Annotated in this window: 1 rRNA gene; it reads left to right on the top strand. The window is 51.5% G+C overall.

From position 1 onward, the window contains the following. Positions 1–23: 23 nt before the first annotated feature. Positions 24–355, top strand: a 16S ribosomal RNA gene (locus BHE89_RS22560); the annotation flags it as partial.

The following is a 355-nucleotide window of genomic DNA, read 5'->3' as shown; positions in this document are numbered from 1 at the left end:
TTTCTTTGAGCATCAAACACTTTTAATTGAAGAGTTTGATCATGGCTCAGATTGAACGCTGGCGGCAGGCCTAACACATGCAAGTCGAGCGGTAACAGGAGAAAGCTTGCTTTCTTGCTGACGAGCGGCGGACGGGTGAGTAATATATGGGGATCTGCCCGATAGAGGGGGATAACTACTGGAAACGGTGGCTAATACCGCATGATGTCTACGGACCAAAGCAGGGGCTCTTCGGACCTTGCGCTATCGGATGAACCCATATGGGATTAGCTAGTAGGTGGGGTAATGGCTCACCTAGGCGACGATCTCTAGCTGGTCTGAGAGGATGATCAGCCACACTGGGACTGAGACACGG

It is taken from the genome of Shigella sp. FC1967, from assembly GCF_001743005.1.
Lineage (GTDB): Bacteria > Pseudomonadota > Gammaproteobacteria > Enterobacterales > Enterobacteriaceae > Proteus.
Note: the sequence above shows the minus strand (reverse complement) of the source record. Positions and strands in the feature narration are given on the sequence as shown.